The sequence below is a fragment of the Pseudoxanthomonas mexicana genome (assembly GCF_010093385.1).
GTDB classification, from domain to species: Bacteria; Pseudomonadota; Gammaproteobacteria; order Xanthomonadales; family Xanthomonadaceae; genus Pseudoxanthomonas_A; species Pseudoxanthomonas_A mexicana.
In genome coordinates this window covers 138087-163172 of record NZ_PDWV01000002.1, presented here as the reverse complement: position 1 = coordinate 163172, position 25086 = coordinate 138087, and the positions used below count along the sequence as shown (strand labels likewise).

Annotated in this window: 28 protein-coding genes and 2 tRNA genes; 13 read left to right on the top strand and 17 right to left on the bottom strand. The window is 68.6% G+C overall.

Annotated features, from left to right (window positions below; all coding sequences use genetic code 11):
- The first annotated feature begins 164 nt into the window (after window positions 1-164).
- Together CSC76_RS01695 and CSC76_RS01690 are read left to right on the top strand one after the other, a co-directional pair.
- Window positions 165-560: a BlaI/MecI/CopY family transcriptional regulator gene (locus CSC76_RS01695; protein WP_162108318.1), complete on the top strand. Its 396-nt coding sequence runs from the start codon at window positions 165-167 to the stop codon at window positions 558-560.
- Between the two features lies 1 nt (window position 561).
- The gene (locus tag CSC76_RS01690) at window positions 562-2397 is read left to right on the top strand and encodes a M56 family metallopeptidase (RefSeq protein WP_162108317.1); all 1836 of its coding nucleotides are present in this window, start codon (window positions 562-564) and stop codon (window positions 2395-2397) included.
- Window positions 2398-2404: 7 nt separating this feature from the next.
- On the opposite strand, the gene CSC76_RS01685 is transcribed toward CSC76_RS01690, so the two are convergent.
- From CSC76_RS01685 to CSC76_RS01655, 7 genes are all read right to left on the bottom strand, one after another.
- The gene (locus CSC76_RS01685; RefSeq protein ID WP_162108316.1) at window positions 2405-2695 is read right to left on the bottom strand and encodes a DUF4031 domain-containing protein; all 291 of its coding nucleotides are present in this window, start codon (window positions 2693-2695) and stop codon (window positions 2405-2407) included.
- Window positions 2692-3099 carry a DUF3037 domain-containing protein gene (locus tag CSC76_RS01680; RefSeq protein ID WP_162108315.1) on the bottom strand — a complete coding sequence of 136 codons (408 nt, stop codon included), beginning with the start codon at window positions 3097-3099 and terminating at the stop codon, window positions 2692-2694. Before CSC76_RS01680 ends, CSC76_RS01685 begins: the two co-directional genes overlap by 4 nt.
- A complete protein-coding gene (locus tag CSC76_RS01675; protein WP_162108314.1) occupies window positions 3086-3859 on the bottom strand; it encodes a HipA family kinase in 774 nt (257 codons plus the stop codon). The genes CSC76_RS01680 and CSC76_RS01675 overlap by 14 nt, the downstream gene beginning before the upstream one ends.
- Window positions 3860-3893: 34 nt before the next feature.
- Entirely contained in the window at window positions 3894-4952 is a 1059-nt protein-coding gene (locus CSC76_RS01670) for a CorA family divalent cation transporter (protein ID WP_162108313.1), read from the bottom strand.
- Window positions 4953-5029: 77 nt separating this feature from the next.
- On the bottom strand, window positions 5030-5497 hold the full coding sequence (msrB, locus tag CSC76_RS01665; protein WP_162108312.1) for a peptide-methionine (R)-S-oxide reductase MsrB: 468 nt from the start codon (window positions 5495-5497) through the stop codon (window positions 5030-5032).
- A gap of 138 nt (window positions 5498-5635) precedes the next feature.
- Window positions 5636-6208 (bottom strand): DUF3016 domain-containing protein, encoded by a 573-nt coding sequence (locus CSC76_RS01660; protein ID WP_162108311.1) that lies wholly within the window; start codon window positions 6206-6208, stop codon window positions 5636-5638.
- Between the two features lie 99 nt (window positions 6209-6307).
- A complete protein-coding gene (locus CSC76_RS01655; RefSeq protein ID WP_202923459.1) occupies window positions 6308-7225 on the bottom strand; it encodes an AraC family transcriptional regulator in 918 nt (305 codons plus the stop codon).
- Window positions 7226-7423: 198 nt separating this feature from the next.
- Here CSC76_RS01655 and CSC76_RS01650 point away from each other — a divergent pair, with 198 nt between their 5' ends.
- The 5 genes from CSC76_RS01650 to CSC76_RS01630 all read left to right on the top strand — a co-directional run bounded on the left by CSC76_RS01650 (window position 7424) and on the right by CSC76_RS01630 (window position 11999).
- Window positions 7424-8158, top strand: coding sequence for an SDR family oxidoreductase (locus tag CSC76_RS01650; protein ID WP_162108310.1), 735 nt, complete (start codon window positions 7424-7426; stop codon window positions 8156-8158).
- A gap of 100 nt (window positions 8159-8258) precedes the next feature.
- Window positions 8259-9332 (top strand): aldo/keto reductase, encoded by a 1074-nt coding sequence (locus CSC76_RS01645; protein WP_162108309.1) that lies wholly within the window; start codon window positions 8259-8261, stop codon window positions 9330-9332.
- A gap of 170 nt (window positions 9333-9502) precedes the next feature.
- The gene (locus CSC76_RS01640) at window positions 9503-10774 is read left to right on the top strand and encodes a Xaa-Pro dipeptidase (protein WP_162108308.1); all 1272 of its coding nucleotides are present in this window, start codon (window positions 9503-9505) and stop codon (window positions 10772-10774) included.
- 54 nt (window positions 10775-10828) lie between these two features.
- The gene (locus CSC76_RS01635; RefSeq protein WP_162108307.1) at window positions 10829-11320 is read left to right on the top strand and encodes a YfbM family protein; all 492 of its coding nucleotides are present in this window, start codon (window positions 10829-10831) and stop codon (window positions 11318-11320) included.
- Between the two features lie 22 nt (window positions 11321-11342).
- Complete coding sequence (locus tag CSC76_RS01630; protein ID WP_162108306.1) at window positions 11343-11999, top strand: DsbA family oxidoreductase; 657 nt, start codon at window positions 11343-11345, stop codon at window positions 11997-11999.
- A 5-nt stretch (window positions 12000-12004) separates the two neighbouring features.
- Here the strand turns inward: CSC76_RS01630 and CSC76_RS01625 are convergent, their stop codons facing one another.
- On the bottom strand, window positions 12005-12217 hold the full coding sequence (locus tag CSC76_RS01625; protein WP_162108305.1) for a hypothetical protein: 213 nt from the start codon (window positions 12215-12217) through the stop codon (window positions 12005-12007).
- 135 nt (window positions 12218-12352) lie between these two features.
- Entirely contained in the window at window positions 12353-12997 is a 645-nt protein-coding gene (locus CSC76_RS01620; protein WP_162108304.1) for an arylesterase, read from the bottom strand.
- A 40-nt stretch (window positions 12998-13037) separates the two neighbouring features.
- Between CSC76_RS01620 and CSC76_RS01615 the strand changes: the two genes are divergently transcribed.
- Window positions 13038-13805 carry an ABC transporter ATP-binding protein gene (locus tag CSC76_RS01615; protein ID WP_425500828.1) on the top strand — a complete coding sequence of 256 codons (768 nt, stop codon included), beginning with the start codon at window positions 13038-13040 and terminating at the stop codon, window positions 13803-13805.
- Window positions 13802-16303, top strand: coding sequence for an ABC transporter permease (locus tag CSC76_RS01610; RefSeq protein ID WP_162108303.1), 2502 nt, complete (start codon window positions 13802-13804; stop codon window positions 16301-16303). Before CSC76_RS01615 ends, CSC76_RS01610 begins: the two co-directional genes overlap by 4 nt.
- A 109-nt stretch (window positions 16304-16412) precedes the next feature.
- On the opposite strand, the gene CSC76_RS01605 is transcribed toward CSC76_RS01610, so the two are convergent.
- From CSC76_RS01605 to CSC76_RS19220, 5 genes are all read right to left on the bottom strand, one after another.
- Window positions 16413-17636: an RtcB family protein gene (locus CSC76_RS01605; RefSeq protein WP_162108302.1), complete on the bottom strand. Its 1224-nt coding sequence runs from the start codon at window positions 17634-17636 to the stop codon at window positions 16413-16415.
- A gap of 143 nt (window positions 17637-17779) precedes the next feature.
- Entirely contained in the window at window positions 17780-18898 is a 1119-nt protein-coding gene (locus tag CSC76_RS01600; RefSeq protein WP_162108301.1) for a slipin family protein, read from the bottom strand.
- Window positions 18899-19270: 372 nt separating this feature from the next.
- Window positions 19271-19336: transfer RNA gene (locus tag CSC76_RS01595), tRNA-Asn, on the bottom strand.
- 2 nt (window positions 19337-19338) lie between these two features.
- Window positions 19339-19410 (bottom strand) — tRNA-OTHER (locus CSC76_RS01590).
- A gap of 430 nt (window positions 19411-19840) precedes the next feature.
- On the bottom strand, window positions 19841-19963 hold the full coding sequence (locus tag CSC76_RS19220; RefSeq protein WP_274382079.1) for a hypothetical protein: 123 nt from the start codon (window positions 19961-19963) through the stop codon (window positions 19841-19843).
- A 181-nt stretch (window positions 19964-20144) separates the two neighbouring features.
- Between CSC76_RS19220 and CSC76_RS01585 the strand changes: the two genes are divergently transcribed.
- The 4 genes from CSC76_RS01585 to CSC76_RS01570 all read left to right on the top strand — a co-directional run bounded on the left by CSC76_RS01585 (window position 20145) and on the right by CSC76_RS01570 (window position 23192).
- The gene (locus tag CSC76_RS01585; protein WP_162108348.1) at window positions 20145-21197 is read left to right on the top strand and encodes a class I SAM-dependent methyltransferase; all 1053 of its coding nucleotides are present in this window, start codon (window positions 20145-20147) and stop codon (window positions 21195-21197) included.
- A gap of 4 nt (window positions 21198-21201) precedes the next feature.
- Window positions 21202-21909 (top strand): pseudouridine synthase, encoded by a 708-nt coding sequence (locus CSC76_RS01580; RefSeq protein WP_162108300.1) that lies wholly within the window; start codon window positions 21202-21204, stop codon window positions 21907-21909.
- Window positions 21906-22592: an HAD family hydrolase gene (locus CSC76_RS01575; RefSeq protein WP_162108299.1), complete on the top strand. Its 687-nt coding sequence runs from the start codon at window positions 21906-21908 to the stop codon at window positions 22590-22592. The genes CSC76_RS01580 and CSC76_RS01575 overlap by 4 nt, the downstream gene beginning before the upstream one ends.
- Before the next feature lie 84 nt (window positions 22593-22676).
- Window positions 22677-23192 (top strand): REP-associated tyrosine transposase, encoded by a 516-nt coding sequence (locus CSC76_RS01570; RefSeq protein WP_162108298.1) that lies wholly within the window; start codon window positions 22677-22679, stop codon window positions 23190-23192.
- Window positions 23193-23249: 57 nt separating this feature from the next.
- On the opposite strand, the gene CSC76_RS01565 is transcribed toward CSC76_RS01570, so the two are convergent.
- The 3 genes from CSC76_RS01565 to CSC76_RS01555 are packed head-to-tail and all read right to left on the bottom strand — an operon-like array spanning window position 23250 to window position 24969.
- Window positions 23250-23813: a DUF1415 domain-containing protein gene (locus CSC76_RS01565; protein ID WP_162108297.1), complete on the bottom strand. Its 564-nt coding sequence runs from the start codon at window positions 23811-23813 to the stop codon at window positions 23250-23252.
- Entirely contained in the window at window positions 23806-24288 is a 483-nt protein-coding gene (locus tag CSC76_RS01560; protein ID WP_162108296.1) for a YajQ family cyclic di-GMP-binding protein, read from the bottom strand. Before CSC76_RS01560 ends, CSC76_RS01565 begins: the two co-directional genes overlap by 8 nt.
- 30 nt (window positions 24289-24318) lie before the next feature.
- Window positions 24319-24969, bottom strand: a complete 651-nt coding sequence (locus CSC76_RS01555; RefSeq protein WP_238394837.1) for a DUF2306 domain-containing protein — start codon at window positions 24967-24969, stop codon at window positions 24319-24321.
- Between the last annotated feature and the right edge of the window lie 117 nt (window positions 24970-25086).

Sequence of the window (25086 nt, the reverse complement as noted above, 5' to 3'; positions counted from 1 at the left end):
GGCGACATGGGCGCAGGGTAGGGTTTCCTCAGGATCGGCCCGGTCATCCGTTTCTTGAGGGACGACCGTTCGTCGGCACCTGCCCGGGCAATGACCTTCGGCAGGGTTGACTACAGCTGTCGTCACGGGCAAGTTGACGACAACTGTAGTCACGAGGCGATCCCATGCCCGGCAAGGCCCGCAAGTCCATCGGCGACCAGGAACTGGCGCTGCTGCAGCATCTGTCCGAACACGGCGAGGCCAGCGTCGGTGAAGTCGCCGCTGCCTTCGGCGAACCGCGCGGGCTGGCCCGCTCCACCGTGCTGACCATGATGGAGCGGCTGCGGGCCAAGGCGTACCTGCGGCGACGCCAGGTCGACGGCGTGTACCGTTACGCGGCGGTGGCCCAGTCCGACGACGTCATGCGTAGCGCGGTCGGCAGCTTCGTGGAGAAGACCCTGCAGGGCTCGCTGTCGCCGTTCGTGGCGTGGATGTCGCAACGTACCGAGGTCAGCGACGACGAACTGGCCGAACTGGAAGCGCTGGTCGCCAACCTGCAGTCCAAGCGGAAGGAGAGCTGACATGGATCTCGTCGCACTGGCCGATGGTTTGCTGTCGCGGCTGCTCGCCGTCGGGCTGCAGTCGTTGTTGCTCGCCGCCCTGGTGTGGGCGCTGTGTCGCTACCTGCCGCGACTGGATGCGCGCACCCGGGCCTGGCTGTGGTGGCTGGTCGCCTCGCAGATGGTGGTCGGCCTGGTCTGGTACGCACCGGTGGCGCTGCCCCTGTTGCCGGCCGAGCCCGTCGCCGCGCCGGTCGTGGTGGCGATGGCTGCCGAGCCAGCGACATACGCAGTGCCCGAGATGGCGGCCGGACCGGTGCCGGCGACGCAGGCATCGCGGCTCGACACCGGCGTCCTGCTGCTCGCCGCCTGGCTGGCGGGCGTCGCGGTGATGCTGGCGAACACGCTGCGCCACGCCTGGCGCCTGCATGGACTGGTGCGGCACGCACGTCCCTGTCGCGACCGCCGCGTGCAGGCGCTGTCCCGCGCGCTGGCGCAGCGGCTCGGCGTCGTCGCGGCACCAGAGCTGCGGGTCAGCGACGCGATCGACTCGCCTATGCTGGCCCGGCCCTGGCGTCCGGTGCTGATGCTGCCGGCCTCCTCCCTCGCCACGATGGGCGACGACGACCTGCGCATGGCCCTGCACCACGAACTGGCGCACCTGCAGCGCCGCGACCTCTGGTGGGCGTGGATGCCGGCGCTCGCGCAGCACCTGTTCTTCTTCCATCCGGTCGCGCACCTGGCCGCCCGCGAATACGCCTTCGCCCGCGAAGTCGCCTGCGATGCCGCCGTGCTGCAGGACGAGCAGCACGCCCCCCACGACTACGGACGCCTGCTGGTGAAGCTGGGCGTTTCCACCGCACCGTCGCCGGCACTCGCCGGCGCTTCCCCCACGTTCCGCATCCTCAAGAGGAGACTGCTGATGCTGCAGCACACCGCTTCCCCCCTGCGCGCCGGCGCGCTGGCCCTGACCATCGGCCTGGTCCTGCTGGGCGCCGTGCCGTACCAGGTCACGGCCCGTGCCCCCGTCGCCCCGACGCCCGCCGTTGCCCCCACCGCGACCATCGCGACCATCGCGCCTGTCGCCGTCGCGACCGCCACCGCGACGCCGCAGGCGCGTCCCGCTGTCGCCCCACGCGGCGTCGCCGCCGCCAGTCCGTACGCCGTGCCTGCGTCGCCTCCGCCGCCTGCACCGGCAGTCCCGGCCGTACCCAAGGTGGCCCCGCCCGCGCCTCCCGCACCCCCGAAGCCTCCCGGCCACGCCGGCACGCACGTGATCAACATCGATCGCGAGGGCAGTGGCGATGCCTACGTCCTGATCGATGGCAACGAAGTCACTATGGCCGGCCGCAGCGACGACATCGTCACCGCGCGCAAGCAGCAGCAAGGCAACGCGCCGGTGCTGTGGGTGCGCCAGGATGGCCAGCAGTACGTGGTGCGCGACCCGGATACGCTGAAGCGGATCAAGGCGGCGCACGCGCCGATGGAAGCGCTGGGTGCGCAGCAGGGCAAGCTCGGCGAAGCGCAGGGCGCGCTCGGCGAACGCCAGGGCGACCTGGGCGTCAAGCAGGGCGAGCTCGGCGTGAAGATGTCCGCCATCGCCACCGAACAGGCCGCGGCCGCGATGCGCGGCGGCGAGGGTCGCCAGGTGGAACTCGACCGCAAGATGGAAGCGCTGGCGCGGGAACAGGAGGCGCTGGCGAAGCGGCAGGAGGCGTTGGCGCGCCAGCAGGAACCGCTCGCGCGCCAGCAGGAAGCGCTGGCCCGACAGCAGGCGGCCGCCGTGGTGCGCATGCAGCGCGATGTGGATCGCCTGGTCGGCGAGGCCATCCGCAGCGGCAAGGCGCAGCGTCTCTGACGGCGCGTCAGTCGTCCGTGCGCAACCCGCTCCACTGCGAGCGCGCGAGGCGGATGATGGCGCGGACCTGATCGCGGTCGCGATGGCGGGAAATGGCAACGGCGCCGAGCCGCAACGCCTGTTCGCGCAGTTCCTCGGTCAGGTCGTAATGCGCGCCGCTGCGCTTGTCCTGGAACGCGCGCCGCGGCACGCCCAGGCGTGCGGCCATCGCATGCAGTTCGTCCAGCGTGTCGGCCATGAGATGGGCCCAGCGTCGGCCCCGCCACAGCGTGACCGCGTCGTCCACGTAGACGCTCATCGCGGCACGGTGGCCTTCGGCGGTCGCACCATGCGGTCCATCAGGTGCTCCAGCGTGGCCGTCAGGTCGCCGCAGCGGCCCATGTGCACCGGCGAGGTCTGGATGATCGAACTGCGTTTGGCCGTGAGCCAATGGAAGCGCGCACGCGGCGGCAGCAGGCCGATCGGTGCGGCCGCTTCGCCACCGTGGCAGATCGCCGGGATGGTATCCAGGGGCCGACGCAGCGATTCCAGGTCCAGCGTGGGATCGAGTGCGAGCAGTCGCGCTTCGTCCAGCTCGATGCGTGCTTCGAGGAACTTCGCACGCTCGCACGACAGGATGATGCCGACGTTGACGAACTCCTCGCGCTCCACGCGCGGGACGACGCGGATCACGGCGTAGTCGTAGGTGTCATGCGCGCGCACGGATCGCCTCCTGCACGAACGCATCGCGCTGCGCCACGCGGCGGACCAGGTACTGGACGTACGCGGCGCGCTGCGCCGCCGGATCGCCAAAACCATCGGGGCCCTGCAGCCACGCATCGGGCACCTCGGCGACGATGCCGGCGATCGTGGCTTCGGTCAGCGCGGCCGCCATGCCGCCGTCGATCTCCGCCAGCTGCGAGGCCCAGCGCAGCAGCACGTGGTCGCGGATCAGGGGGAACGGCTTGCCGGCGCCGGACGCATCGCCGTCCCACCCATGGTGGAAGTACAGCGCGGCGCCGTGGTCGATCAGATAGAGCCTGCGGTGCCACATCAGCAGGTTGGTGTTGCGCGCCGTGCGGTCGACGTTGCTGATGAAGGCGTCGAACCAGACGATGCGCGACGCCAGGTCCGCATCGGGCTGTTCGGCAACGGGGTCGAAGTTCACCGCGCCCGGCAGGTAGTCCATCGCCAGGTTGAGTCCGGCGCTGGCCTTGATCAGGTCCTGGATCTCCGGATCGCCTTCGGTGCGCGCGAGTTCGGCGTCCAGGTCCATCAGCGCCAGGTCCGGCATCGGCAGTTGCAGCGCCTTGGCGAGTCCGCCGGCGATCACTTCGGCCACCAGCGCCTTCGGGCCCTGGCCGGCGCCGCGGAACTTGAGCACGTAGAGGCCTTCGTCGTCGGCTTCCACGACGGCGGGCATGGAGCCGCCTTCGCGCAGTGGGGTGACGTAGCGGGCGGCGGTACGGAGGGGGAGCGTCATCAGGCCGCTAGGATAGCGCGCCGGCGCATCGGGCTCAGGTGGAACGCGCCACACCCATGCGCCGCAACAGCAGGTAGACCCCGACGCTCGAGGCGGCGCCCAGCAGCAGCGCGAACGCCAGCCCATGGGCGCTGTGCGCGAACGGCAGGCCGGGCAGGTTCATGCCGAATAGGCCGGCGACCAGGCTGGGCGGCAGCAGCAGGGCGGTGATCATGGACAGCACGTACAGGTGGCGGTTGGTGCGCTCGGCGAGCTTGGCGGCCACTTCGTCCTGCAGCAGGCGCGCGCGTTCCTGCAGCGTGCCGACATCGCCGTCCAGGTCGTCGAACCGCTGGTTGAGGCGGGCGATGGCGGCGAGCAGCGCGTCGTCGGCATCGCCCGCATGGCGCTGCTCGAACGGTTTCAGTACGCGCCGCATGGCGGTGAGCGGGCGGTGCAGGCGCACGGTCTGGTGGCGCAGCTGCGCCAGGTCGCGGCGCTCCTCGCCGATGCTGTCCGCCAGCACGCGGTCCTCGATGCGGTCCAGCCGCACGGACAGTCCGTCGCTGCTGCGTTCCACCGTGTCGGCGAAGCGTGCGGCCACCATCTCCAGCAGACGCACCGGAGAATCGGCCGCTGCGCCGGCGACCACCGCGCGGCGCGCCGCTTCCAGCGAGCGCAGCGCCTGCCGTCGCGCGGTGACCAACAGGCGTCCGGCCATGGCGAAATGCAGCCAGCCGATGCCGTCGTCGCCGCGCAGCTGGCCTTCGGCCGCCGGATCGACGCCGCGCTGGTGCACCCAGTCGACGAACACGCCGTGCGCCACCGTGTCTTCGAGCTGCAGATTGACGTGCGTGTCGGGCGACAGGAGCGTCGCCTGCGCCTCCTCGGGGAGCGCCAGCAGCGCGACGATCTGCGCACTGCGGACATCGCTCAGGTCCAGGTGCAGCCAGTGCCAGTCATCGCCGGGAGGCTGCCGCAACGCGCCCGCATCGTAGGTGGCCGCATCGCACGGATGGGCGCGTCCGTCGCCATCGAACCGGTACAGCCAGAGCGCGGCGGACCATCCGGCGGACGCCGGCAAGGAGGCTGGGTGATCGTGCGGGGTGGCCATGCATGACAGCCTGGCGACGATGGGGTGACGATCAGGCTACCGTCGGCATGTGCCGGTCTCGTGACAGGCGGCTATCGTCACCCCGCCGCGCGCGACTCCGCCCCGCCGCGCTGCAGCGGATCGGGCAGCGGCTCACCGTTCGGCGTGAAGGCCAGCGATACCGAGTTCAGGCAGTGGCGTTCGCCGGTCGGGGGCGGCCCGTCCGGGAACACATGGCCCAGGTGGCTGTGGCAGCGCGCGCACACGATCTCGGTGCGGACCATGCCGTAGCTCGTGTCGCGGATGCGGCCGATGTGCGCCTCGTCCACCGGCTGGAAGAAGCTCGGCCAACCGGTGCCGGAGTCGAACTTGGCGCTGGACCGGAACAGTGGCAGGCCGCACAGGCGGCAGGTGTAGACGCCGTCCTGCTTGTTGTCCAGGAACACGCCGCAGAACGGCGCCTCGGTGCCGTGCTGCAGCAGCACCCGGCGCTCGTCTTCGCTCAGGCCGGCGATCAGCGCCGTGCGCTGCGCATCGGTCGGCGGGGTGAGGTCGAAGGCCGTCATGGAGGTGCTCCGCAGGAGGGGGTACCCTCGATATGGTGCCGGTCCGTACCCATCACAACCTGCAGCGGCATCGCCGCCCCCGTCTGCGACGTGGCCGTCGCCGGCGCCACGTAATGTGGCGCCGGTATGGGCGTGCGATCAGGGCGTGGCCGTCAGTGCGGCATTGTCCTTGAACTCGCGGCGCAGCCAGTCGTCGATCAGGCGCTTCTCGTAGCGCAGGCTGTCGTTGCTGTTGACGCTGGTGCCCGTCAGGAAACCATGGTCGACCAGCTTGCGCTCGCCTTCGGCCAGCACCTGCCCGTCAGGGCCCTTCACGACGAAACGAAGCGTCATCCGCGGCGGGTAGATGTCCTTGACGATGCGGATGTCCTGCATTGCCGGGCGCACGACGGGTTCGTACCGGCCCGCGCGGTCGATGTCGGTGATGGTGACCTCCATCGTCTGGCCGCGCGCAAGGCGCTGGCCGGCTTCATCCCGCAGGTACCGCGCCAGGTCGACGACCCACGTGCCCTGTTCGGATTCCCAGCGGTTGCCACTGAACTTGATCTCGCTGAACTGTGCGGGATCGGTCCACTGGACGCTGACCGCGCCACCGTCGGTGGGCAGGCTGCGTGGGATGTCCGGGTCGGTGACGTTCTTCGGCCTCGCCTGACCGGGCAGCGCGGCGGCCAGCGCGATGAAGGCGGTGAGCAGCAGGGCGGGGGCTTTCATGAGCGTTCCTCGGCAGGTAACCAGGGCGATTGTGCGCCCGGCCGCAAACCGGCGGCCATGTCGCCAACGGGCCGGCTTACGGAAGGTTCAGGGCGGGACTCATGCTGTCCGGGGGTTGCGCATGCGCTCCACGTCGCGCAGCGGCGGCGCACCGAACATGCGGCTGTACTCACGGCTGAACTGGGAGGGGCTTTCATAGCCCACGCGATGGCCGGCGCTGGCGGCGTCCATCACCTCGCTGAGCATCAGGCGACGCGCTTCCTGCAGGCGCAGCTGCTTCTGGTACTGCAGCGGGCTCATCGCAGTGACCGCCTTGAAGTGATGGTGCAGGGCCGAGGGGCTCATGTGCACTTCGCGGGCGATGTGGTCGATCCGGAGTGGCTGCGTGTAGTGCTGGCGCAACCAATGGATCGCCTTGGCCACACGCTGGCCCTGGCTGTCGGCGATGCCGATGTGGCGCAGCATCGCGCCCTGCGGGCTGCACAGCACGCGGTAAAGGATCTCGCGCTCCACCAGCGGCGCCAGCAAGGGGATGTCCTGCGGCGCATCGAGCAGCTTCACCAGGCGGATCGCGGCCTCCAGCAGTTCCACGCTGCTGGGGGCCAGGCACAGGCCGCGCGACGGCGGCGGCAGCGGCGCCCTCGCTGATTCGGCCTCGGTCACGAGCTCGGCGATGGTGGACGGGGAAAGCTTCAGCACCAGGCACAGGTAGGGTGCGTCGGGGGCCGCTTGGGTGACCTGGGCGGTCACCGGCAGGTCGACCGACGCCACCACGAAGCGGCTGGCGTCGTAGTCGTAGACCTCGTCGGCCAGGATCGCGCGCTTGGCGCCCTGCACGATCAGGCACAGGGCGGCTTCCTGCACGCCGCGCGCCGGCAGCGGCATGGGGGCACTCAGCCGGGAGAAATGCAGCGCGGGAATCGTGGTGGGGTGCAGGCCGTCTTCGCCGGTGGATCGTTCAATCAGGCCGGCCAGTTCGCGCAGGCAGGCTTCATGGGCGGGCGTGTTGTCGGGCATGGATTGTCCCTGTGGTGCGAACGCGGGGGAGGGAAACGAGTCTACGCAGCGCCGGGGTGGATGACATGGCGCGGAAGGCGCCGGGGCAGGATCGGGCAAGGATCGTGGAGGAATCCGATATCGGGCAAGCGCCATCGGCGCCCAGACTGCGCCCCTTCCCGACGCAGCCCGCGCCGGGCTTCCCCCAAGAGGTGTCCCATGTCCGGAATCCAAGGAAAAGTCATCGCCATCACCGGTGCCAGCAGCGGCATCGGCGAAGCGGCCGCGCGCGAACTCGCCCGCCGCGGTGCCCACGTCGTCCTCGGCGCGCGACGCACCGACCGGCTGGAGCGGCTGGTCGCCGAGATCACCGCTGCCGGCGGCAGCGCGCGCTGCCGTGCGCTCGACGTCACCCGCCTGGAAGGCGTGCAGGCGTTCGTGGCGTTCGCCCAGGCCGAATACGGCCGGCTCGACGTGATCGTCAACAACGCCGGCGTCATGCCGCTGTCGCCGCTGACCGCGCTGAAGATCGACGAATGGAACCGGATGATCGACGTCAACCTCCGCGGCGTGCTGCACGGCATCGCGGCGGCTCTGCCGATCATGCAGGAACAGGGCAGGGGGCAGGTCATCAACGTGGCCTCCACCGCGGGCCATCGGGTGTGGCCGAGCGCCGCGGTCTACTGTGCCACCAAGCACGCGGTGATCGCGCTGTCCGAAGGCCTGCGCCAGGAGCACGACCGGCTGCGCGTCACCGTGGTGTCGCCCGGCGTCACCACCAGCGAGCTGGCCGAGACCACCAGCGATGCCGGCATCAAGGCGTGGCTGGAGGATTTCCGCCAGGTCGCGATTCCCGCTGACGCCGTGGCGCGCGCGATCGCCTATGCGGTGGAGCAGCCCGACGATGTGGACGTCAGTGAGGTCATCGTGCGGCCGGCCGCCAGCCCGAACTGACGTTTCGTCGGCAGGCAACAAAGTATTTCACGCCCAGGGGTTGCCGCCCGCGGAACGGGGGAGTGCAATGGCGCACTCCCCCGCTTCTGGAACTCTCCCCATGGAATACCGCTACCTCGGCGCGTCCGGCTTCCGCGTGCCCGTCCTCTCTTTCGGCACCGGTACCTTCGGGGGCCAGGGTGCGCTGTTCAGTGCCTGGGGCAGCACCGACGTGGCCGAAGCGCGCCGCCTGGTCGACATCTGCCTCGACGCCGGCCTGACCATGTTCGATAGCGCCGACGTCTACTCCAAGGGCGCTGCCGAAGAGATCCTCGGTGAAGCGATCAAGGGCAGGCCGCGCGATGCGCTGATCATTTCCACCAAGGCCACCTTCCGCTTCGGCGATGGCGAGAACCAGGTCGGCTCTTCCCGCCACCACCTCATCAACGCCGTCGACGCGGCGCTCAAACGGCTCGGCACCGACTACATCGACCTGTTCCAGCTGCATGGTTTCGACGCGCGCCCGCCGGTGGAAGAAGTGCTGTCCACGCTCGACACGCTGGTGAAGGCGGGCAAGATCCGCTACCTCGGCGTGTCCAACTTCTCCGGCTGGCATCTGATGAAGTCGCTGGCCGCCGCCGACCGGCATGGCTGGACACGCTACGTGGCGCACCAAGCGTACTACTCGCTGGTCGGTCGCGACTACGAATGGGAGCTGATGCCGCTGGCCGCCGACCAGGGCGTGGGCGCGGTGGTGTGGAGCCCGCTGGGCTGGGGCCGCCTGACCGGCAAGATCCGCCGCGGCCAGCCGCTGCCCGAGAACAGCCGCCTGCAGTCGCAGACCGCCCAGGATGCCGGCCCGCAGGTCGACCTGGAGTACCTGTACGACGTGGTCGATGCACTGGACGAGGTCGCGCAGGAAACCGGCAGGTCCATCCCGCAGGTCGCGCTGAACTGGCTGCTGCAGCGTCCGACCGTGAGCACCGTGGTGATCGGGGCGCGCAACGAAGAGCAGCTGAAGCAGAATCTCGGCGCGGTCGGCTGGAACCTCACCCCGGAGCAGGTGGCGAAGCTGGACAAGGCCAGCCAGCGGCCGAAGCCGTACCCGTACTGGCACCAGGCCGGCTTCGCCTACCGCAATCCCACGCCGGTCTGTGTGCACCGCACGGTGGCCCCCCTTGTAGGAGCGACGTAAGTCGCGACCGCGCCAATACCCCGTACAGAAACAAGAACGCGCAGCAGCGCGCCCTGATGAGAAACCATCGGCTTTCCGTGGACGGCCAGGTGCGCGGTCGCGACTTACGTCGCTCCTACAGGGTGGGCCTGCTACATTCGCCTTCTCTTCATTCGACTTCCGGATACTCCATGCGCCTGTGTGTCCTTGCCGCCGTCCTGTCCGTCGCCTGCGCGCCTGCGTTCGCTGCCACCACCTACGTCAAGGCCGGCCGCCTGCTCGATGTCGAATCCGGGCGCATGCTGACCGACCAGGCCATCGTGATCGAGGACACGCGCATCACCGCCATCGGTCCGGCCGCCAGCACGCCCGTGCCGGCCGGCGCGACGGTGCACGACCTGTCGGGAAAAACCGTGCTGCCCGGCCTGATGGATGCCCACGTGCACCTGCACGGCGACGCCGACCTGCAGGGCTACCGGCGCCTGGCGATCTCGCTGCCGGCGGCGGCGATCAAGGGCGCGAAGAATGCGCGTACCACGCTGCTGGCCGGCTTCACCACGGTTCGGGTACCGGGCTCGCCCGGTTACGCCGACGTGGCGCTGCGCGATGCCATCGCGAACGGCGAGGTTGAGGGTCCGCGCATCCTCGCCGGCGGCGTCGCCATCGGCATCACCGGCGGCCACTGCAGCGACAACAACCTGCTGCCGGCCGAGTACAAGGCGGTGGGCGACGGCGTGGCCGACGGTCCCTGGGCCGTGCGGCAGAAGGTGAGGCAGGACGTGAAGTTCGGCGCCGATTTCATCAAGACCTGTTCCACCGGCGGCGTGCTGTCCAAGGGCACCGAGGTCGGTGCGCCGCAGTACTCGCTGGAGGAACTGAAGGCGCTGGTCGACGAAGCGCACACGCTGGGGCGCAAGGTCGCCTCGCACGCGCACGGCGCTACCGGCATCCGTAATGCATTGCTCGCCGGCGTGGACTCCATCGAGCACGCCAGCTTCATCGACGACGAAGGCATCGCGCTGGCCAAGAAGAACGGCACCGTGCTGGTGATGGACATCTACAACACCGAGTACATCCTCGGCGAAGGCGAGAAGGCCGGGTTCCTGCCCGAATCGCTGGAAAAGGAGCGCCGCGTGGGCGCCACCCAGCGCGAGAACTTCCGCAAGGCCCACCAAGCCGGCGCCATCATGGGCTTCGGTACCGATGGCGGCGTGTATCCGCACGGCCTCAATGCGCGCCAGTTCTCGCGCATGGTGCAGTTCGGCATGACCCCGCTGCAGGCGATCCGCTCGGCCACGCTGGTCAATGCGCGGCTGTTCGGCATCGACAAGGAGGTCGGCGTGCTGAAACCCGGCTACTTCGCCGACCTGATCGCCGTGGACGGCGACCCGCTGCAGGACGTGGCCGTGCTGGAGAACGTCGGCTTCGTGATGAAGCAGGGTCGTGTGTACAAGCGCGACTGACGCCGTGTCAGTCTTGCGTCGCTATTCCATCATTCGGACACAAGGATATCGCTCATGGGCATAGTGGCGTGCTTGGCAGGCATCGATCGGGCGACGATCGATCGCCTCAAGGAGGATCCCGACCTCGTGGAGGGCTACCTCTACCCGGACGATGGCGAAAGCGAGCCGCCGAACTGCGTCGATCTGGATAAATCGTGGCACTGCATCCATTTCATGCTGACCGGCCAGGCCGAGGACGCCGAGCCGCCGCTCGGATGGGCTGTGGTGGGCGACGAAGAGGTGGGAGAGGATACTGGCAACGGACCTGCACGCGTTCTGTCTCCCGAACAGGTATCGAAGGTCTCTTCCGCCCTCATTGACGAGGAGGCTTTCAGGCGCCGCTTCGATCCGACGAGCCTGGCGCAGGCCAACATCTATCTGCACGAGATGTGTGTCCGCGATGGTGACGATGCGTTGGACTACATCGTGGATAACTACCGCGGCCTGGTCGACTTCTACCGTAACGCCGCTGCGCGCGGCGATGGCGCCATCCTGTGGTTCTGCTGATACGAGTGCTGGAGTGCTGCTTGTGAGTGAACCCGTGAAGATCGATTTCGTCTCCGATGTCGCCTGCCCATGGTGTGCGATCGGCCTGGCCGCGCTGGAACGCGCCATGGCGGAAATCGGCAACGATCTGCAGGTCGAGTTGCGCTTCCAACCGTTCGAGCTCAATCCCGACATGGGCCCGCAGGGCGAGTCGATCGCCGAACATCTCGGGAAGAAATACGGCCTGAGTGCGGAACAGCTGGCCCAGAACGGCGAGGCGCTGCGTCAGCGTGGCGAGGTACTCGGGTTCCGCTTCGACCTGCAGAAGCGCGACCGCATCTACAACACCTTCGATGCGCACCGCCTGCTGCACTGGGCGGGCGAACGCGGCGCCGCACCGCAGCTCGGGCTCAAGCGGGCCCTGCTGCAGGCGTATCACGGCGAAGGACGCAACGTGTCCGACCACGACACGCTGGTCGCGATCGTCGAAGCGACGGGACTGGATGCGGCCGAGGCCCGCCAGGTCCTGGCTACGGGCCGTTTCGCCGCGGAGGTCCGCGAGCGCGAACGCTTCTACCAGCAGCAGGGCATCCGCGCGGTGCCGGCAGTGATCTTCAACGACCGCCACCTGATACAGGGCGGCCAGCCTGCGGACGTGTTCGAACAGGCACTGCGACAGCTGTCGGGGATGGCGGCGTAAGAGGATCAGCCGTGGCGGGCCAGCAGGACGGACTCGTTGCTGGGCATTTCCACGACCACCGCGGTCGGGATGCCATGGTGCTGGTGCAGGGTGGCGGCGAGCAGCTTGGCGCTTTCGCGCGCATCGCCCAGGTTGTCGAACCAGTTGCGGCCGTACTGGCCTTCGTAGAGTTGCCAGCCTTTGTCGTTGGCGGCGATGGTGAACAGCAGGCGGGGCATGACGGACTCCGGTCAACACGCCGGGCAGGGAACCGGCGTGCAGACTGTGCGCGAATGTGCCAGTTATCACATTCGGCGGAAGTCCCGGATCCGCGTAGGAAAAGTCCTACACGGCTGTAGGTAGGACGCCCGGCCTCAGCGCAGCAGGGGCTCCAGGGTCTTCCAGACATGGTCCCGGAGCTTGGGTTGCGCGCTCGCGACCGGGTGCAGGTTGTCGGCCTGGTAGGCGTTGCGATCCAGCGCGATGGGTTCCAGCAGGAACGGCAGCAGGGCGGTGTCGTACTGCTTCGCCAGCACGCTGTAGTTCTGCTCGAACCCGCGCGTGTAGTCCGGTCCGTAGTTGGGCGGCATGCGCATGCCCACCAGCAGCACCTTCGCCTTGCGTGCCTGCGCGGCCTTGATCATCTTTTCCAGATTGGCGCGCGTCTGCGCCAGCGGCAGGCCGCGCAACCCATCGTTCGCCCCCAGCGCGATGACCACGACGGCGGGCTTGTGGCGTTGCAGTTCCGCCTCGATGCGCGCCGCGCCGCCGGCGGTCGTCTCGCCGCTGATGCTGGCGTTGACCACCCGCCATCCCGGCCGGGTCTTGCCGATACGGTCAGCGGTCAGGGCCACCCAGCCCTGTGCGGGTGACAGGCCATAGGCGGCCGACAGCGAATCGCCCATCACCAGAAGGGTGCGGGCGGCCTTTGCGGGTGCGGCCTGTGCGGTCTGCGCCACGACGGGACGTGCGAATAATGCGACGAACAGAAGCACGACCAGGCCCGACGCCCATTGCATGCGTGCGCGCCCGGCCCCATACCTGCCTGAATAACGAAACATGCGAACCGTGCTCCCGATGATCCACGAAATGACCGACGAGACGATCATGGCCGACGCCAGCAGACTGCACACTGAAGCCCACGCCTCCGCCCGCGCCGTCCTCGACGTGCAGGGGCTGGGCAAGCACGTGACGCTGCCCGGCGGCGAACTGACGATACTCGAGGAGGTGGGCTTCCGCATCGGCCATGGCGATACCGTGGCGATCGTCGGGGCATCGGGGTCGGGCAAGAGCACCCTGCTGTCCCTGCTGGCCGGGCTGGACGTGCCCAGCACGGGTTCGGTGACGCTCGACGGCGAGCGCATCTCCGCCATGGACGAGGACGGCCGGGCACGCGTGCGCGGCGAGAAGGTCGGCTTCGTCTTCCAGAGCTTCCAGCTGCTGCCCTCGCTGACGGCGCTGGAGAACGTCATGCTGCCGCTGGAATTGCGCGGCGATGCCGACGTGGAAGGGCCGGCGCGGCAGATCCTGCAGAAGGTGGGCCTGGGCGAGCGCCTGGCCCATTACCCGCGCCAGCTGTCCGGTGGCGAACAGCAGCGCGTGGCACTGGCCCGTGCGTTCGTCACCCGGCCGTCGCTGCTGTTCGCGGACGAGCCCACCGGCAATCTCGACACCCACACCGGGCAGGCGATCATCGAGCTGCTGTTCGCGCTGAACGCCGATGCCGGCACCACGCTGGTGCTGGTGACGCACGACGACCACCTGGCGGCACGCTGCCAGCGCCTGCTCCGGCTGGATGCCGGACGCCTGCAGGGTGGGGCCGCATGAGGACGCTGGCGCTGGCCTGGCGCCAGTTGCGGCGCGACCTGGCCGCGGGCGACATCCGCATCCTGTTCGCTGCGCTGGTGCTGGCGGTAGTGGCGGTGACCTCGGTGGGTTTCGTCACCGATCGCGCCGAGCGCGCGCTGGCGATCGAGGCGAACCGCCTGCTGGGCGGCGACGTGGTGGTGCGCGGCGATGCGCCGCCTACCGAGGCGCTGCGTGCGCTGGCCGCGGCACCGAGCCTGCGCGTGACCGAAACGCAGGAGCTGCAGAGCATGATCCGCGCCGGCGAGTCGCTGTCGCTGGGCGACCTGCGCGCGCTGGGCGAAGGGTTTCCGCTGCGCGGCAGCTTCCGCATCGTCGATCGCGCGGGTGCGGCCGAGCGAGATGCCCGTGGCATCCCCGCGCCGGGCACGCTGTGGATCAGCCAGGCGGGCGCGGAGACGCTGGGCGCGAAGCCGGGTGACGCCATCGGCATCGGCACGCGCACGTTGACGCTGACCGCGCTGGTGACGCAGGAACCGGATGCGGCCCTCGACTACTTCAATGTCGCGCCAAAGGTCTTCCTCAACCTCGCCGACCTGCCATCCACCGGATTGGTGCAGGAAGGCAGCCGCCTGCGCTACCGCCTGGTCGTGGCCGGCGATGCGGCCGCGGTCGAAACCTTCACCGCGGCGGTCAAGCCGCAACTCGCGCGCGGTCAGCGCATGGAAACCATCCAGGATGCGCGGCCGGAAGTGCGCTCCGCGCTGGATCGCGCCAGTCGCTTCCTCGGCCTGGCGGCGCTGGTGTCCGTCGTGCTCGCCGCCGTCGCCGTGGCGATGGCCGCACGGCGTCACAGCGAGCGCCATCTGTCCGGTACCGCCGTCATGCGCTGCCTGGGTGCGCAGCAGCGCACGCTGGTGGGCATCCACGTCGGCGAACTGGTGCTGCTGGGATTGGCCGCCTGCACGGTCGGCGTTCTCATCGCGTTCGGCCTGCAATGGGGTATCGGCCGCTGGCTGCAGCAGTCGCTTCAGATCGACATTCCCCCGGCGGGCTTCATGCCGGCGCTGCAGGGCTATGGCGTGGGCATGATCGTGCTGCTCGCTTTCGGTGCGCCGCCGGTGCTGGCGCTGCGCCGGGTGCCCGCCCTGCGCGTGCTGCGTCGTGACCTGGACCGGACCGAACCCAGCGCATGGCTGGTCGCGCTGACCGGCTTCGTCGGCCTGGGCGCGCTGCTGTGGTGGAAGGCGGGTTCGCCCACGCTCGGCACCGCGATGCTGGTCGGCATCGTCGGCACGCTCGCCGTGCTGGCCCTGCTGGCGTGGCTGCTGATCCTGCTGGTGCGCCGCCTGCGCTCGCGGCTGCGCGGCAGCCTGCGCTACGGGCTGGCCAACGTCAGTCGCCGCGCGGGCACGTCGATCGCGCAGGTATCCGCGCTCGGCCTCGGTCTGATGGCGCTGTTGCTGCTGACCTTCGTGCGCACCGACCTGCTCGATCGCTGGCAGCTCGCGTTGTCAGCCAATGCGCCCAACCGCTTCATCATCAACGTGCAGCCGGACCAGGTCGATCCGGTGAAGACCTTCATGCAGGCGCGCGGCCTGTCGGCGGTGGACCTGTATCCGAGGATCCGCGGCCGCCTGGTCGAACTGAACGGCAAGCCGAGCCGTGGCGCCGACTACGAAGAAGCCGACGAACGCACGCAACGTCGCGCGGACCGCGAGTTCAACCTGTCGATGGCCGCGACCCTGCGCGACGACAACAAGGTCACCGCTGGCGAGTTCTGGGCCGGACGCGTCCCGTCGTCGCCGGAGCTGTCGGTGGAAGAGGGGTTCGCCGGGGATCTGGGCTGGAAGCTCGGCGACCGCGTTGCGTTCGACATCGCCGGCCAGCGGTTCGAGGGCCGCATCACCAGCCTGCGCAGCGTGGACTGGGAGAGCTTCCGCCCCAACTTCTTCGTCGTCGCCTCGCCGGGCGCGCTCGATGGATATTCCGCCAGCTACATCACCGCCGTCAGCGTACCGTCTGGCGACGCCGCCTTCACCCGCGAACTGGTCAACCGGTTCCCCAACCTGTCGGTGATCGACGTGGAGGCGGTGCTCAAGCAGGTACGCAGCACGGCCGAGCAGGTCTCGCAGGTGGTGCAGGTGGTGTTCTGGTTCTCGCTGGCGGCCGGTCTGCTGGTGCTGATGGCCGCAGTGAGCGCCAGCCAGGACGAACGGCTGCTGGAAGGCGGCGTGATGCGCGTGCTCGGCGGCAGCCGCCGCCAGCTGCGCCTTGCGCAGGCCTCGGAGTTCGCCGCCATCGGGCTGTTGGCAGGGTTGGTCGCCGCCATCGCAGCCTCGGTCTTGTCCGGCGTGGTCGCCACCCAGGTGTTCGACCTGCCGTGGAAGGCCAACTGGCAGCTGGCCGCCATCGGCGGCGGGCTGGGCATGCTGGCTGCGTTGGGCGCGGGGCTGTTCGCCACGCGCAAGGTGCTGGATGCGCCGCCGTCGGTGACGCTGCGCGAGTTGCAGGGCTGAAGCATCTGGCTGGTGTGGGAGCGACGTAAGTCGCGATGGAGCGCCGCCGTTAACCCATCGCGACTTACGTCGCTCCCACAAAAAAAGCAAAAAAGGGGCGAGCCGAAGCTCACCCCTTGATGCACACCACCTGGCGCAGCGTGTGGACGACCTCCACCAGGTCGCTCTGCGCCGCCATCACCGCGTCGATGTCCTTGTACGCCGCCGGTGATTCGTCGATCACGCCGGCGTCCTTGCGGCATTCGACGTGCGCCGTCGCCTCGCGGTGCTGCGACAGGGTGATCTGCTGGCGCGCCGCGGTACGGCTCAGCACGCGGCCGGCCCCGTGGCTGCAGCTGTGGAAGCTGTCCGCGTTGCCCTTGCCGCGCACGATGAAGCTCTTCGCGCCCATGCTGCCGGGGATGATCCCCAGCTCGCCTGCGCGCGCGCTCACCGCGCCCTTGCGGGTCACCAGCAGGTCCACGCCGCCGTGCGTTTCCTTCTGCACGTAGTTGTGGTGGCAGTTCACCGCCATCTTCTCCAGCTGGAACTTCGGCAGGCGGTGGTGCATCTCCGCCAGTACGCGCGACATCATCGCCTCGCGGTTCTCGCGGGCGTAGTCCTGTGCCCACGAGACCGCTTCCACGTAATCGTCGAACAAGGGCTCGCCTTCCATGAAGAACGCGAGGTCCTTGTCCGGCAGGTGGAAGCCCAGCACACGGTGAGCCAGTTGTTCGCGCGCCCGCTCGATGAAGTAGTTGCCGATCAGGTTGCCGGTTCCGCGCGAACCGCTGTGCAGCATCACCCATACCGCATCGGCCTCGTCCAGGCAGATCTCGATGAAGTGGTTGCCGCCGCCCAGCGTGCCGATCTGGCGATCCAGCTTGTCGGTACGGATCTTGCGGTGCTTCTGCTTGATCGCCTCCAGGCGTGGCTCCAGTCCCGACTGGGTGATGCGCGTGCGGATGCTGTCCGGCAGCTTCCAGTGCTCCCCGCCGCGCCCGTTGCCGACCGGCACGCTGCGTTCGATGCTCGAACGCAGTTGCGCCAGGTTGTCCGGCAGATCCTTCGCGCGCAGCGTGGTCCGCACCGCGGCCATGCCGCAGCCGATGTCCACGCCGACCGCCGCCGGAATGACGGCGCCGTGCGTCGGGATGACCGAGCCCACGGTCGCGCCCTTGCCTAGGTGCACGTCGGGCATCACCGCGACCCACGGGCCGACGAAGGGGATCGCCGCGATGTTCCGCAGCTGCTCGTGGGCGCCCTGGTCCAGGGGCACGCCGCGCACCCAGCCCTTGATCGGGGTGGTGCTGCCCTCGGCGTGCAGTAGTTCGAAGTGTGTTTGTGTGTTCATGTGATGTCCTTGTCCTAATCTTTGTAGGAGCGCCCCATGGGCGCGATGCTCCTGCTTTCGCTTCTTCCCTGAAAAGCATCGCGCCCATGGGGCGCTCCTACAGAAAGCCCGTCGCGGCGAGTCCGTCCACCGCGCGGGCCGTACTACTTCAATGTCACCAGCTGCTTCAGCACGCCATCCAGGCCGCCGAACACGGTGAGCTTGTCGATCTTCTCGGTGACCTTCTCCAGGGCCTCGAGCTCCTTCAGGCGCATCAGCACCGGCGACTCGTCGATCAGCTTCGCGGTGTTGAGCAGGGAACGCGTGGCGTTCGCCTCCTCGCGGCGGCGGATCACGTTGGCTTGCGCCGTCTTCTCCGCCTGCACCACACCGTTGAGGATCTCCTTCATCTCGCCCGGCAGGATCACGTCCTTCACGCCCACGCCCAGCACCTCGACGCCGAGCCCGGCCATCTGGCCGCGCACGTAGGCGAAGATGTCGGCGTCCAGCGAAGCCTTGTCGCCCAGCAGCTCGTCCAGCGTCTTGGCGGAGACCGCCTTGCGCAGGCCGTACTGCAGCTCGCGGTAGACGAAGTCGCCGACCTTCGCGACCTTGGTGCGCGCCGCCACCACGTCGGTGACGCGGGTGCTGGCGGCCAGGTTCACGCGCAGGCTGACCTTGTCGCGGGTCAGGAGCTCCTGGCCCGAGACCTCGATCGCCTGCACGCGCAGGTCGACGATGTCCACCACCACGTTCTTCTGGAAATTCCAGAAGGCGTAGCTGCCCGTGGCGAGCGTGCGCTCGAGCTTGCCGTCGATGAACACCAGACCGGCGAATTCCGCCGGCACATCGGCCACCACGGCCAGCTTCGACAACACGCCCAGCTGGCGCAGGCGCCGCGCAACGGCGACCTCCACGTCCGGCGTGGCGAGCGACACCGCCTGCACCTCGACCTTTACCAGGCCGATCCAGTACAGGTGCCGCGTGCCGGGCGGCAGCACGTCTTCCAGCTTGCCGTTCTTCAGCACCAGGCCCACCTCGTCCACGCCGATGTCGGCGAGGACGAAGGTCTCGCCCAGGCGCTCGCCGAGGCGCGCGATCAGCGCGTCGACGTCGTGGCCGGCGTATTCCGGCGCGGCGATGTTGAAGGTGCGTACCTCGATCCGACCCATCGGGTCGAGCCAGCGGTACACGCCGGGCGCGAGCAGCTGCTCGAACCGACGGTTGCGATACACCAGGCCGCGCTCGCCGTCACCGATCACGACCCTCTTGGTCCAGAACATGGCGTTGTTCTCCTTGTTGGCTCTGGTGGTTCGATCCGGATTCAACGGATCGCCGCGGTGGATCGAATCCCGCGACGAAAGGTGCCCATCGCGATGGGCGATCGGCGGAAGAAGGTGGAAACGCCCCTGGACGGAGGCGATGCGGGCGACCGGCGCTGTCGGCGGAGGCATCGCAGCGACGGCGCGGTCCGTGGACTGCGTCGAACGCTGCGCGCTTCCACGTCGAGGGCGCGGTGCCGGCACCGTCCCCGCTGCGTTGCGCCGTCGTCCCGCATTCCATCGCGGAAAGACGACACGCCACACGGGGCGTTTCCTGGGTGGGACTTGCGTCCCGGTGTCATGACGTGAAAGGTCATGTGCCCTTGCGGGCGTTGGAGCGGGAGTCGAACCCGCGACACTCGGATTAACCGTCCGATGCTCTAACCATCTGAGCTATCCAGTGGTGGCGTGCCGGAATCGAACCGGCGACTTCGGGCTGGCGCCCGCTGCTCTATCCAACTCGAGCTAACGCCCTCGAGGAACACCGTCTCCCACGCTTCGGCATACGCCACGGCAGCGCCGCGCGCACCGGACGGGACACAAACCCGTACCGCTGTTGCGTGTTCGATCGATGCTCCGCATTGCCGGCTGTCGTCAACCGGCAATCCGTTCGGGCGCGACGCGCCCTTGTGGGTGTTCTCTCCACGTGCAGCCCGCGTCGGGGCATCACGACGCAGCGCACATGCGCCAGTCGCAGCCGCGCCCCTGCCTCGGGGCGCGCACGCGCGCTACCCGGATGCCCCAGGGCGGAAAGGAACTTCCGTGGTGGAAAGAAGCGAACCTCGATGCATGCGCATCCTCCGCGAACGCTGAAAACAAAACGCCCCCGGGTATGGCGACCCGAGGGCGTTCGCGTTCCTCGGGAGATCGGGGTGGCCGATCTCCCAGGGAGTCAGCCGGATGTCAGAAGTCCAGGTGCCGTGCGCGTTCGGTACCGCGCAGGTCACTGCCGTTCGCACGCAGCGCCAGGCCGCAGCGCGAGGACTGCAGGGCGGGCTTGCTGTCGAAGGAATAGGCGGGCTTCATGGGAAGAACTCGGTTGCTGAAAAAACGGCCACGTGGCCGACGGGCGCGCACGATACGCCGCTTGTTTGCGATGCGCAACACTTTTTTCATTTTATTTTCGAAGCCCGACCGACGGTGGTGGAATCGGTCGCGAGTGGCTGCCGTTAGAATGACGCCTCATTCCCTGCCTGCGCGCCGCATCGTGGCCTCTCCCTTCTCCGATTCCGCTCTCGATGCCCTGATGCTTCCCTTCGCCCAGGGCGTGCTCGCCTGGCCGTCCGGGCCGGTGCTGTTCCTGCGCGCGCGCGATGGCGCCGCGTTGCGCCCGTTCCCGCTGTCGCAGCTGGTATGCGAACAGAGTTTCCGTCCCGACGCCGAGCTGCTGGAACGCGCCGGCCTGCGCGTCGTCGCTGATGCGGCAGCCGAAGAGACGCGCCATGCCCTGGTGCTGTTGTTGCCGCCGCGCCAGCGCGAAGAGGCGCGCGCACTGCTCGCGCGCGCCGTGCAACTGGCGGCGCCCGACGGCGTCGTCGTCGCTGCGATGACCAACAACGAGGGCGCCAAGTCGGGCGAAGCCGACCTGAAGCAACTCGCGGGCCTGGCGGGCACGCTGACCAAGTTCCATTGCCGCACCTTCTGGGCGCGCAAGCGCGCGGACGGCGTCGACGACGCGCGGCTCGCGCAATGGTCGGCGCTGGATGCGCCGCGCCGGATCGAGAACGGCCGCTACCTCAGCCGTCCGGGGGTCTTCGCCTGGAACCGGATCGATCCGGCGTCCGCGCTGCTGGTCGAGTGCCTGCCGACGGACATCACCGGGCACGGCGCCGACCTGGGCGCGGGATGGGGATTCCTGTCGCTGTCCCTGCTGGCGCGCAATCCCGGCATCACCGCGCTTGATCTGTACGAGGCCGAGGCACGCGCGTTGTCGCTGGCCAGGGCGAACCTCACGGAAGCGGGCGCGAGCGCAACGCTCGATTTCCACTGGCACGACGTCACCGCCGGATTGCCGCAGCGCTACGACTTCATCGTCAGCAATCCGCCCTTCCATACGCAGAGCCGCGCGGATCGCCCCGACATCGGCCAGCGCTTCATCGCGGCAGCGGCGGAAGCGTTGAAGCCGGGCGGCCGCCTGTGGCTGGTCGCCAACCGCCATCTGCCGTACGAGCAGACTTTGAATGAGCGCTTCGGAGAGGTGCGCGTGGCGGGCGAGCGCGATGGCTTCAAGGTCATCGCCGCGGTGAAGGCGAGGCGTTGAATCCATGAAGATCGTCAAGCACATCGCCAACCTCGGCTATGGCAGCCGCAAGGACGTGCAGTGGATGTTCCGCGAGGGGCGGATCACCGACGCCGCGGGTGAGGTGCTGTATGCCGACGACCCGGTCGACCACGACAACATCCGCGTGGATGGCGAGCCGCTGGATCCCGCGCCGGGCGTAGCGATCCTGCTGCACAAACCGGTGGGCTACACCTGCTCGACCAAGGATACCGGCCGCATTGTCTACGACCTGTTCCCGTCGCGATTTCGTGAGCGTTCGCCGGTGCTGTCCACCGTGGGCCGGCTGGATCGCGAGACCAGTGGCCTGCTGCTGCTCACCGACGACGGTGGCCTGCTGCACCGGATCATCTCGCCCAAGGCCAACCTGCCCAAGGTCTACGACGCGACGTTAGCGCAGGACCTGCGCGGCGACGAGGCCACGATCTTCGCCAGCGGCACGCTGATGCTGGAGTCGGAGCAGACGCCGCTCGCGCCGGCACACCTGCACGTCATCGATGCGCGCCATGCGCAGCTGACGCTCACCGAGGGTCGCTACCATCAGGTGCGGCGCATGTTCGCCGCGGTCGGCAACCATGTCCAGGCGTTGCATCGCAGCCGCATCGGCGGGCTGACGCTGGGCGACCTTGCGCCGGGGCAGGGGCGCCTTCTCGATCAGGGGGATCTCCGCCAGCTGTTCGGAGCCGAGGCATGAGTCGGGCGGCATTGCCGTTCCCGCCCATGGCGGTGGTCTTCGACATGGACGGGCTGATGCTGGACAGCGAACGCGCCATCATCGCGTGCCTGGCGGAGGCCGCACGCGAACGAGGGCACGACCTGCCCGAGATGCTGTGGCTGTCGATGGTGGGCCACAGCGAAGCCGTCTGCCGCCACCTGCTGGACGAGGCGGTGGGCGAGCTGGAACGCGCGCAGGTGCTGCAGCGTTCGCATGCGCTGTACGACGCGGTCGCCGCGGCAGGCGTGCCGCATCGTCCCGGCATCATCGAGATGCTGGATTTCCTGCCGGCGCGCGGGATTCCACGCGCGGTGGCGACATCGACGCGCCGCCCGCTGGCCCTGCAGAAGCTGGAGGCCGCGGGCCTGCTCCCCCGGTTCGATGCGATATGCACCAGCAGCGACGTCGAGCATCCCAAGCCCGCGCCGGACATCTACCTGCTTGCCGCAGCGTCGCTGGGCGTCGCCCCGGCGCAGTGCCTGGTACTGGAAGATTCGCCTACCGGCGTGCGTGCCGCGCTGGCCGCCGGCATGCATCCCATCCAGATTCCCGACCTGCTGGAGCCGGACGATGCCGTGCGTTCGCTCGGCCACACCATCCTGCCGTCGCTGGACGATGCGCGTCGGCTGCTGGAGCGGCGGTTTGCCGGTGAGCGGATGTAGGAGCGACGTCAGTCGCGACCGCACGGCAAAATCCGACCCGTTTTCCCGCCATCTCCCGATGTCGCGCCGGCGATGTAGGAAACCATGCTCGCAGGCATGGATCAATCCGCACACCATCGTCCTGCGCAGGGTCATGCAGGTCTCCGTCGTGGGCGCAGGTCGATTGCCGGGCACGTCTACCTGGTGACCTTCGTCACCCGTGATCGACGACCGTTGTTCTCGGATCCGGTCATCGCTCACGACATGGCGCGTGCGATCACGGACAAGCGACTGTGGTATCGCTCGCGCCTGATGGCCTGGGTGCTGATGCCGGACCATTGGCATGGACTGATCGAACTGGGAGCGACGGAGACCCTTCCTGTTTGTGTCCAGCGGTTGAAAGCCAATACCTCCCGATCTTTCCGGGTCGGGCGGCAGCATGACGGTGTCTGGGCTCCAGGCTTCCATGATCGTGCGCTGCGGTCCAGCGACGACCTCAGGGTCGCGGCGCGCTATGTGATCGCAAATCCTCTGCGCGCAGGACTGGTCGATGAGATTGGAAAGTATCCGTACTGGGATGCCGTGTGGCTTGGGAACGAGTGCCTTGCAGACCGATCCTGAGCGCTGATGGCGTCCGGTCGCGACTGACGTCGCTCCTACAGAAAGCACAAAGCGTCATCAGTCCGCAAACAGCTTCGCCCACCCCGCATGCCCCAGTGCATCCAGCGTCTTCACGTTGCGCTCGACGATGACATCGGCATCGGGGAAGGCCTCCACCGCGCGGTCGATGCTGGCTTCGCGCAGTAGATGCAGGGTGGGGTAGGGCGAGCGGTTGGTGTAGTTGCTGATGTCGTCGGGCATCGTGCCGGCGAACTGGTAGTCGGGGTGGAAGCTGGCAACCTGGATCACGCCCTGCAGGTCCAGCGCCTCGACGGCGGCGTCGGCGTTGTCGAGAAAGTCGTTGTAGTCGAGGAAGTCGGTCAGCACGTCCGGGTGCACGATCAGCGTGGTGTCGACCTGCTCGGGGTCGGTGTCGCGCAGCAGCACCAGTTCCTCGGCCAGTTCCTCCAGCAGGGCTTCCGGCGTGCTGGCATCGCTCAACACGAAGCGCACCTGCTGCTTCACGTACACCGCCTTGGCGAACGGGCACAGGTTCAGCCCGATGACGGCACGTTCCACCCAGCGACGGGTGGCGCCGATGGGATCGTGCACGCCGTCGGTGGCGGCGGGCGAATCAGTCACGGAAGTTGTCGAACTGCAGCGGCAGCTCGAATTCCGTCTTCTTCAGCAGCGCGATGACGTCCTGCAGGTCGTCGCGCTTCTTGCCGGTCACGCGCAGCTTGTCGCCGTTGATCTGGGCTTCCCCCTTCAGCTTGGCGTCCTTGATGGTGGCGACGATCTTCTTCGCCAGCTTCTGCTCGATGCCCTGCTTGACCGTGATTTTCTGGCGGGCGCCGGCCAGGTTGGTTTCCACGTCGCCGAACTCCAGGCAGCGGGCGTCGATCTGGCGGGCGATCAGGCGCGCGCGCAGGATGTCGGTCATCTGCTTGAGCTGGAAATCGCTGGGCGCGGACTGGGTGATCAGCTTGTCTTCCAGCACGAATTTCGCTTCCACGCCCTTGAAGTCGAAGCGGGTGGAGAGTTCGCGGTTGGCCTGGTCCACGGCGTTGGTCAGTTCGTGGACGTTGACTTCGGAAACGACGTCGAAGGAGGGCATGGGGGAATTCCTGGTACCGGACGCGGAATTCTACCGTGCGCCGGGAAGCGGCACCGCTCCGGGTGGCGGCACGCGCGTGGCGCGCCACAGCCCGGCCAGCCGGCGGACGGTCTCGCATGCGAGCAGGGGCACCACCCAACTGCACCACAACAGGGTGGCGATCAGCGCAGGCGAGGGCGCGAGCCCGCCCGCGATGGCGAGCGGCAACGACAGGCGGAAGAGGATCGGCGCCAGCGTCACGGCGTAATGGCGGACCATCCAGCGACGATGCCGCTCCACGGCCCCGCGCCTGATCGCCACCAGGCCGGTCAGCGCCGAGGTCAACCAGGCAAGGGCGGTCGCGGAGAACGCCAGGCGGATGGCGAACGGTGCGGGCGAGCTGGCGATCAGTCCGACGGCGCCGGTGGCGGCCACCAGCAGGCCGGACAGATAAAGGCGGCCCACCAGGCGGTGCGGGCGCGGATAGCGGTGGCGCCATTGGGTGAAGAACTGCACGGGCCCCAGCAGCACGGTGGTGAGCCCGCCGGCCAGATGCATCCACAGCCAGCCGCGCCGCATCATGAACATGCCGTAGGCAGCCGAATCCAGGTGCCAGTACTTGCCGTAGGCGGCCAGCAGGAACTCGAGGCTGGCGATGCCGAGCAGCAGCCACAGCGCGGCCCAGGCCAGGTGCAGGGCCATGCGGGAGCGGGGCGACGCGCTGGTGCGTGGAGCGATCCCTGTCATCGGCCTGCCTGCGCGGGTGGTTGCGCGCAGGGTAGCGCAGGCGTGAGGGAACGTGTCCAGCGGAGGCGATAA